This is a genomic window from Mesorhizobium sp. M7A.F.Ca.CA.004.06.1.1, assembly GCF_003999135.1.
Taxonomy (GTDB): Bacteria; Pseudomonadota; Alphaproteobacteria; order Rhizobiales; family Rhizobiaceae; genus Mesorhizobium.
The window spans coordinates 1-7,374 of the sequence record NZ_RZPQ01000252.1 but is presented as its reverse complement, the minus strand read 5'-3'; the positions used below and the strand labels follow the sequence as shown (position 1 = coordinate 7,374).

6 protein-coding genes are annotated in these 7,374 nt (G+C 63.4%); 2 read left to right on the top strand and 4 right to left on the bottom strand.

Annotated elements, in window-relative coordinates:
* The coding region (locus tag EN906_RS16645) for an aminopeptidase N C-terminal domain-containing protein (RefSeq protein WP_127375264.1) at nt 1-785 on the top strand (785 nt) is incomplete at its 5' end.
* Between the two features lie 24 nt (nt 786-809).
* Here the strand turns inward: EN906_RS16645 and EN906_RS16640 are convergent.
* Both EN906_RS16640 and EN906_RS16635 read right to left on the bottom strand, forming a co-directional pair.
* Nucleotides 810-1,115: an addiction module antidote protein gene (locus EN906_RS16640; protein WP_127270971.1), complete on the bottom strand. Its 306-nt coding sequence runs from the start codon at nt 1,113-1,115 to the stop codon at nt 810-812.
* 1 nt (nt 1,116) lies between these two features.
* Nucleotides 1,117-1,413 carry a type II toxin-antitoxin system RelE/ParE family toxin gene (locus tag EN906_RS16635; protein WP_127270969.1) on the bottom strand — a complete coding sequence of 99 codons (297 nt, stop codon included), beginning with the start codon at nt 1,411-1,413 and terminating at the stop codon, nt 1,117-1,119.
* Nucleotides 1,414-1,633: 220 nt separating this feature from the next.
* Between EN906_RS16635 and EN906_RS16630 the strand changes: the two genes are divergently transcribed.
* Complete coding sequence (locus EN906_RS16630) at nt 1,634-3,955, top strand: PAS domain-containing sensor histidine kinase (protein ID WP_127270967.1); 2,322 nt, start codon at nt 1,634-1,636, stop codon at nt 3,953-3,955.
* A 93-nt stretch (nt 3,956-4,048) separates the two neighbouring features.
* On the opposite strand, the gene EN906_RS16625 is transcribed toward EN906_RS16630, so the two are convergent.
* Nucleotides 4,049-6,997, bottom strand: a complete 2,949-nt coding sequence (locus EN906_RS16625) for a bifunctional [glutamine synthetase] adenylyltransferase/[glutamine synthetase]-adenylyl-L-tyrosine phosphorylase (protein WP_127270965.1) — start codon at nt 6,995-6,997, stop codon at nt 4,049-4,051.
* Nucleotides 6,997-7,374, bottom strand: a 378-nt coding sequence (locus tag EN906_RS16620) for a sensor histidine kinase (protein ID WP_164777202.1), incomplete at its 5' end; no start/stop codon positions are given. The genes EN906_RS16620 and EN906_RS16625, both read right to left, overlap by 1 nt.

Here is a 7,374-nt window from a genome sequence, read left to right as displayed (position 1 = left end):
ATCGAGCACTGGCGCTGGCATTGCCCGGCGAAGCCGACATCGCCCGCGACATCGGCCGGAACATCGACCCCGATGCTATCTATGCGGCTCGCGAGGCACTGGCGTTGGCGATCGGCACTGCGAACCGGGACGTTTTTTCGGGCCTTTACCGCGGCCTTGCAGACAAAGCAGCGTTCAGCCCCGACGCGGCGAGCGCCGGACGACGCGCCTTGCGCAACACCTTGCTGGATTATCTGTCGCTGCAGCCGAGTGGAGCAGCACTCGCCGCCAGGCATTTCCAGTCGGCGACCAACATGACCGACCGCGCGGCAGCACTTGCCGTGCTCGCGCATCGTCACCACGGTTCGCCCGAGGCGGTCGAGGCGCTGGCGGCTTTCGAGACGACCTATAGGTCCGACCCGCTGGTCATGGATAAATGGTTCCAGATCCAGGCCAGCGTTCCGGGACCGCAAACCGTCGACACCGTGAAGGCCCTGACCAGCCACCCGGCCTTCTCGATGGGCAATCCGAACCGGGTGCGCTCGCTGATCGGCACCTTCTCCAGCGCCAACCAGACCGGCTTCCATCGTGCTGACGGCGAAGGCTACTGGTTCTTTGCCCAGACTGTGCTCGAGGTTGAAAAGCGCAACCCGCAAGTGGCGGCCAGGCTGGCGACGGCGCTCAGATCGTGGCGTTCGCTCGAACCTTTGCGGCAGGCCAAGGCCAGGGAAGCGCTGCTGTCGATCGCCGGCGCCGAAAACCTGTCGGCGGATCTGCGGGATATCGTCGAGCGCACGCTGACGTAAATATGCAATTTCTTCAAGCGCCCGTTAAATCAGTCCCGGCTGATGGGACTGGGGCTTTGCGGTCAACTCGATCCCAAGCGCCTTCATCACGGCAATCGTCGTTTTCAGGGTCGGATTGCCGTTCTCACTGAAGGAGCGATAAAGCTGTTCACGCGAAAGTCCCGTCTGGCTCGCTATTTGGGCCATGCCCTTGGCGCGGGCTACGACACCCAGCGCGTGCGCGATATAGCCGGAATCTTCGGAAGCAAATGCTTCCGCCATGAATGCCGCAATGGCCTCATCAGAGGTCAGGCCTTCAGCCGGATCAAAGGTTGTCAGTTTCTCAGCCATTTCATTCGCTCCATTCCTTTGCCAGACGTTTCGCCGTCGTGATGTCCTTCTTTTGGGTGCCTTTGTCGCCGCCGCACAGAAGGACGATGATCGTGGTCCCCCGCTTCTGAAAATAGACGCGGTAGCCCGGGCCGTAGTGGATACGCAACTCGCTTATCCCTTCCCCCACGGGCTCGACATCTCCCGGATGCCCATAGGCAAGGCGGTCGAGCCGAGCAAAGATCGCACCCCGAGCGCGCTCATCCCTTAGCCGCGTCCACCACTTTCGGAACGTTTCCGTCTGCTTCAGGTCGATCATGAGGATCATGTAGTTTATAAACTACAATTTGTCAATCCTCAGAGACGGTCAGGCGCACAAGCGGCATTGGACCGTTTCGGCATTATTTTAGTCGATTTTTAATCTTTTTTCGCCGGACTACTGGACAAGGCGAATCACCTTTGATTCTTTACTGACGATTCGGATGTGCGGCGTTTGCCGGATCACCAAGCAGCATAGGCAAATTCGGGGAGTGCCATTTATGGCGAAGGCGGACGCGTGGGGCGCGCCCGGAGGGACGGTTTTTGCGCATCGCGAGACGCGCGGCGACGGTCTTGCCGGGAATACGCGGCTCATCGCCGAACCGGCCTACCGGCGGCTTCTGGCCGCCGAGCCGCTGCTGCGCCGATCAATACCTGTCCTCATCATCACCTTCCTGATCGTCATCGCGGCGCTGCGTGTGCTGTCGCTGATGAACGAGCGCGACGATGTCGAGCGCAATGCCAAGGCGATCCTGACGCTGGCGGCGGGCCAGCTGGCCAGTTCGCTCGCCACAACCTCGGAAACGGTGCCCGGCGCCATACAGGATCTGCTGGAGACCACCAGCCGTCAGGGCGCGATGGGCCGCAGCCATGTGCTTGTCATCACCGACAGCGCTTTCAAGATCGTCGCGGTGACGCCGCGCTCGATGCCATGGCAGGGCCATTCGCTCGACGGCCTCGTCGAGGGCGGCCAGCCCTTGTTCATGTTCGGCGATCGTGCCGGCGTCATGGACGTCAACATCGACGGACGGGATTGGTACGCGGCGGTCAGCCTGGCGAATGGCGGAAAGGGTGCATCGGCGGCCCTGGTGCCACAGGACGCGGTTTTCGATGCATGGCGCAAGACTGTTTCGCTGAACGTCACCCTGTTCGTGCTGACGGCCGGTGTGCTGATCGTCATCCTCTATGCCTATTTCGGCCAGGCGGCGCGTGCGCAGGCGGCTGACCGTATCTACCTCGAAGCGCATCAGCGCATCGACATGGCGCTGGTGCGCGGCCGCTGCGGCCTGTGGGACTGGGACATGGTGCGCGGCAAGATGTACTGGTCACGCTCGATGTATGACATGCTCGGCTACAAGCCCTGCGACACGATGCTGTCCTTCGGCGAGGTCGACCAGATCATCCATCCCGAGGACGGCGATCTGTTCGAGCTCGCCAACAGAATCGTCGCACGCGAGATCGATCATATCGACCAGGTGTTCCGCATGCGCCATGCGGACGGCCAATGGGTCTGGATGCGCGCACGGGCACAGGTCATCGATCCGGAAGCGCCGGAGATCCAGCTGATCGGCATTGCCGTCGACGTCACCGAACAGCGTCATCTGGCGCTGCGTTCCGAGGCTGCCGACCTTCGCCTCAGAACGGCGATCGAGAACATCAACGAATCCTTCGTGCTGTGGGATTCGACGCAGCGCCTGATCATGTGCAATTCCAAATACCAGCAGGACAACGGGCTTTCGGACCGCGACGTGATGCCGGGCACCGCGCGCGCGGCGCTGGAAGAACGCATGCTGGCCTTTGCTTCCGAACGGCGCCTTGCCCACACCAGCGGCCTGCAAGGCGGCGCCACTTTCGAGCGGCAGCTGGCCGACGGCCGCTGGCTGCAGGTCAACGAACTGAAGACCCGGGACGGCGGCATCGTCTCGGTCGGCTCCGACATCACCCAGATCAAGCTGCACCAGGAGAAGCTGGTCGACAGCGAGCGGCGGCTGATGGCAACGATCCATGATCTCAGCCTGGCGCGGCGGGCCGAGGAGGAGCGTTCGCGCGAACTGGTCGACCTCAACCGCAAATACATGAAGGAAACCGAACGGGCCGAAGCGGCGAACCGGGCCAAATCCGAATTCCTGGCCAACATGTCGCATGAGTTGCGCACGCCGCTGAACGCGATCATCGGCTTCTCCGAACTGATGGAGCAAGGGCTGTTCGGCCCACTCGGATCGGAGCGCTACGAGGAATATGCCACCGACATCAACAGCAGCGGCAAATATCTGCTGGGCGTCATCAACGATATTCTCGACATGTCCAAGATCGAGGCTGGCCAGTTCTCTCTGGACCGGGAAGAAATCGACCTCGGCCCGCTGATCAGCGAAACCGTACGCGTCGTTTCGCTGCAGGCGGCGCAAAAGGCCATCACCGTGGAAACGCGCATTGCCGATGCGCTGACGCTGGTCGCCGATCGCCGTGCGATCAAGCAGATCGTCATCAACCTTTTGTCCAATGCGGTGAAGTTCACCGGCCAGGGCGGCCACATATCGGTCAGGGCCCGCAACACATCCGGTGCGCTGGTGCTGACGATCGAGGACAATGGCTGCGGCATCCCCAAGGAGGCGCTCGGCAAGCTCGGACGGCCCTTCGAGCAGGTGCAGAACCAGTTCTCCAAGAGCCATGCCGGGTCTGGCCTTGGCCTTGCCATCTCACGTTCGCTGGCCGAGCTTCAGGGCGGCGCGCTGAAGATCCGGTCGAGCGAAGGTGTCGGCACGATCGTGTCGGTGCGCATTCCGGTGAAGAGGGCCGTGCTGGCGATCAAGGTTGCAGCGTGAGATTTTCCGCCGGCTCTATCTCTTTGCTTGAGCATCGGATTTCCCCAAACAGGGTCTCATTTTTGTCCGATACTCCGAACGACCGCTTCACGGTCATCCCGTACGAAGCAAAAGATCGAAATCCTTCCTGACCTTCTGCGACGTCTCCTTGAGGTGTGCTTCCAGCACACCGAAATCCGGCAGGTCGGTCACCGCCAGAAGCAGATCCGAAAGCCCCGGCGGAACGTCGTCGCGCTCGAAGGCTCCCGTGAGGCACAACCGCGTCATCTGGGTCAGCGCCAGATAGAGCGCGTAGGCATCGCCAAGCTCCTGCCTCACCCCGGCAGCCGCGAAGCCCGGTGCCAGGCGCGACAGGATCTCGGCGGTGCCGGTGGCGCGGCGCCCGGTCTCGACTTGCCCGGTAATGACGGCCACCTGGGCGATGAATTCGAGATCGATGAGGCCGCCGGGAATAAGCTTGATGTCCCAGAGATCGCGCGGCGGCTTTTCCTTCTCGATCATGGCCCGCATGTCCGCAGCCTCGGCCATCACCTTTGCAGCATCGCGCGGCTGGCCAAGTACAGCCGCTACTTCCGCTTCAACCTCGCCGCACAGGCTAGCGTCACCGGCTATGGCGCGCGCGCGGGCCAGCGCCATGTGCTCCCAGGTCCAGGCTTCCTGGCGCTGGTATTTCTTGAAGGCATCGATATGGGTGGCCACCGGTCCCTTGTTGCCGGACGGCCGCAGGCGCAGGTCGAGTTCGTAGAGCACCCCCTCCGCCGTCGGCGCGGACACCGCCGCGATCAGCCTTTGCGTCATGCGGGTGTAGTAATGCGAAGGTGCCAGCGGCTTGTCGCCATCGGACTCTTCGGCATCCGACGCGTGGTCGTAGAGCAGGATCAGGTCGACATCCGATCCGGCGGTCAGCTCGCGGCTGCCAAGCTTGCCCATACCGAGCAGCGCAACCACGCCGCCGGCAATGGTGCCGTGGCGTGCCGCGAATTCGGCCGTCACCGCCTGCAACGCAGCCTCGATGGTGAGATCCGCCAGATCGGAAAAGGCGCGGCCGGCCCGCGCCGGATCGATCGAGCCGGCGAGCAGCCGGACACCGATCAGGAATTTCTGCTCGGAGGCAAAAATGCGCAGCCGGTCGAGCACATCCTCGTAAAGCCGGTCGCCCTCGACGAAGGCGGAAAGCCGCGCCGACAGATAGGCGCGGTCGGGTAATTCGGTGAGCATGGCCGGGTCGAGCAAACCATCGAAGACATGCGGCCTGCGGGTGATGATCGCCGCCAGCCGGGGGGCGGCCCCCATGATCGTCGCCAGAAGCTTCAGCAGGGCAGGATTGGACTGCAGCAGGGAGAACAGCTGGATGCCAGCCGGCAGGCCGGCGAGAAACTCGTCGAAGCGCATCAGAGCTTCGTCGGCCCGGCGCGTCTGGCCGAAGGCGCGCAGCAGCGCCGGCGTCAGTTCCGTCAGCCGCTCGCGTGCCTCCGCCGACTGGGTGAGGCGATAGCGGCCGAAATGCCAGCCACGGATGACGCGGCAGATGTCGCTTGGCCGCTGAAAACCGAGCCCGTGCAAGGTCTGCAGCGTATCGGGATCGTCCACATCGCCGGTGAAGACCAGGTTGCCGATGCCGGTCGACAGTTCGGGTGCTGTTTCGAACAGTGCCGCGTAGTGACGTTCGACCTGCTGCAGCGAGGCACGGAACGCTTGAGAAAAGGCAGAAGCATCGGCAAAGCCGAGCATGCGTGCGATACGCTCCAAGCCTTCATCATCTTCCGGCAGCGTGTGCGTCTGCTCGTCGGCAACCATCTGCACGGCATGTTCGACGCGTCGCAGGAACCAGTACTGGCGGGCAAGCGCATCGCGCGCCTCGGCGGTGATCCAGCCGCCGGTCGCAAGCTCGCCGAGCATCGGCACGGTCTCGCGGCCACGCAGTTCAGGGAAGCGTCCGCCGGCGATGAGCTGCTGGGTCTGGACGAAGAACTCGATCTCTCGAATGCCGCCGCGGCCAAGCTTGACGTTGTGGCCCTTGACCGCAATCTCGCCATGGCCCTTGTGGGCGTGGATCTGGCGCTTGATCGAATGGACGTCGGCAATCGCCGCGTAGTCCATGTATTTGCGCCAGATATAGGGCTGCAACTCCTTGAGGAAGGCCGCACCCGCGGCCAGATCGCCCGCCACCGGGCGTGCCTTGATCATCGCGGCGCGCTCCCAGTTCTGGCCGCGCGCCTCGTAGTAGCGCAGTGCCGCCTCGACCGGGATCGCCAGCGGTGTCGAACCGGGGTCTGGGCGCAGTCTCAGATCGGTGCGGAAGACATAACCGTGTTCGGTGCGGTCCTGCAGGATGCGCACCAGGCGGCGCGTCAGCCTCGAAAACAACTCGGTGGCGTCGAGCGGATCGACGACGGCGGGCGCTTCCGGATCGAAGAAAACCACCAGATCGATGTCGGAGGAAAAATTCAGCTCATGCGCGCCGAGCTTGCCCATGCCGAGCAGGATCCAGCCCGACTGTTTCGACGGATTGCCGACATCCGGCAGTTTGAGTTTGCCCTCGCTATGCGCGTCGCGCAGCAGGAAGTCGACGGCGGCGCGGGTGCAGGCGTCTGCGAGGTCGCTCAACCGCCGGACCGTCAGCGCCGTTTCGGCCTCGCCGGCAAGATCGGCCAGCGCGATGAGGAAATGCGCCTCCGCCTTCCACTGGCGCAGCTCCATCATCAAGCCGGATTCCGAGACTGCTTCGGCTAGATGCACCTGGTCGATGGCGGCGCCGATCACCTTCAGTCGAGCCTCGATCGTCTGCTCGAACAGCCCGTCCAGGATTTGCGGCCGGCGACGTGCGGTATCGCGCAGGAACGGCGACAGATCGAAGACGGCAGCAAGGAAATCCTGGCCCTCGCCCTTGCCGGCCAGGAACTTGGCCAGCCGCGTCAGTCCTTCTTCGCGCGCCGCGGAAGCGATCTCGGCCAGTTCCAGCCGCGCACGGTCTTCGTCCAGCGGAGCCAGGCTGGTCGCCGGCTTCAGCAGCCAATCTTTCGCCCTCGCAGCCGTGCTCATCAGTGATCCTCCCGTGCTGGGAAACTCATGACCACGGATAATCCGGGATTGCCAGGCAAGAGTTCAAGCCGGCCATTGTGGAACGTCATGACCGCCTTGGCGAGGCTGAGGCCAAGACCGGAACCCGGCTGCGAACGGCTCTTCTCCAGCCGCACGAAACGTTCCGTGGCCCGCGCCCGGTCGCCATCGTCGGGAATGCCGTGTCCATTGTCGGCAACAGACAGGCGAACGTCCGTACCGGCTCGCTCGAGCGTGACGCGCACCGCCGGCTGGGCATTGGCACCGGTCGAATATTTGATGGCGTTGTCGACGATGTTCGACAGCGCCTGACCGATCAGTTCGCGGTTGCCGTTGACGGACACCGCCTCGGGCGCGTC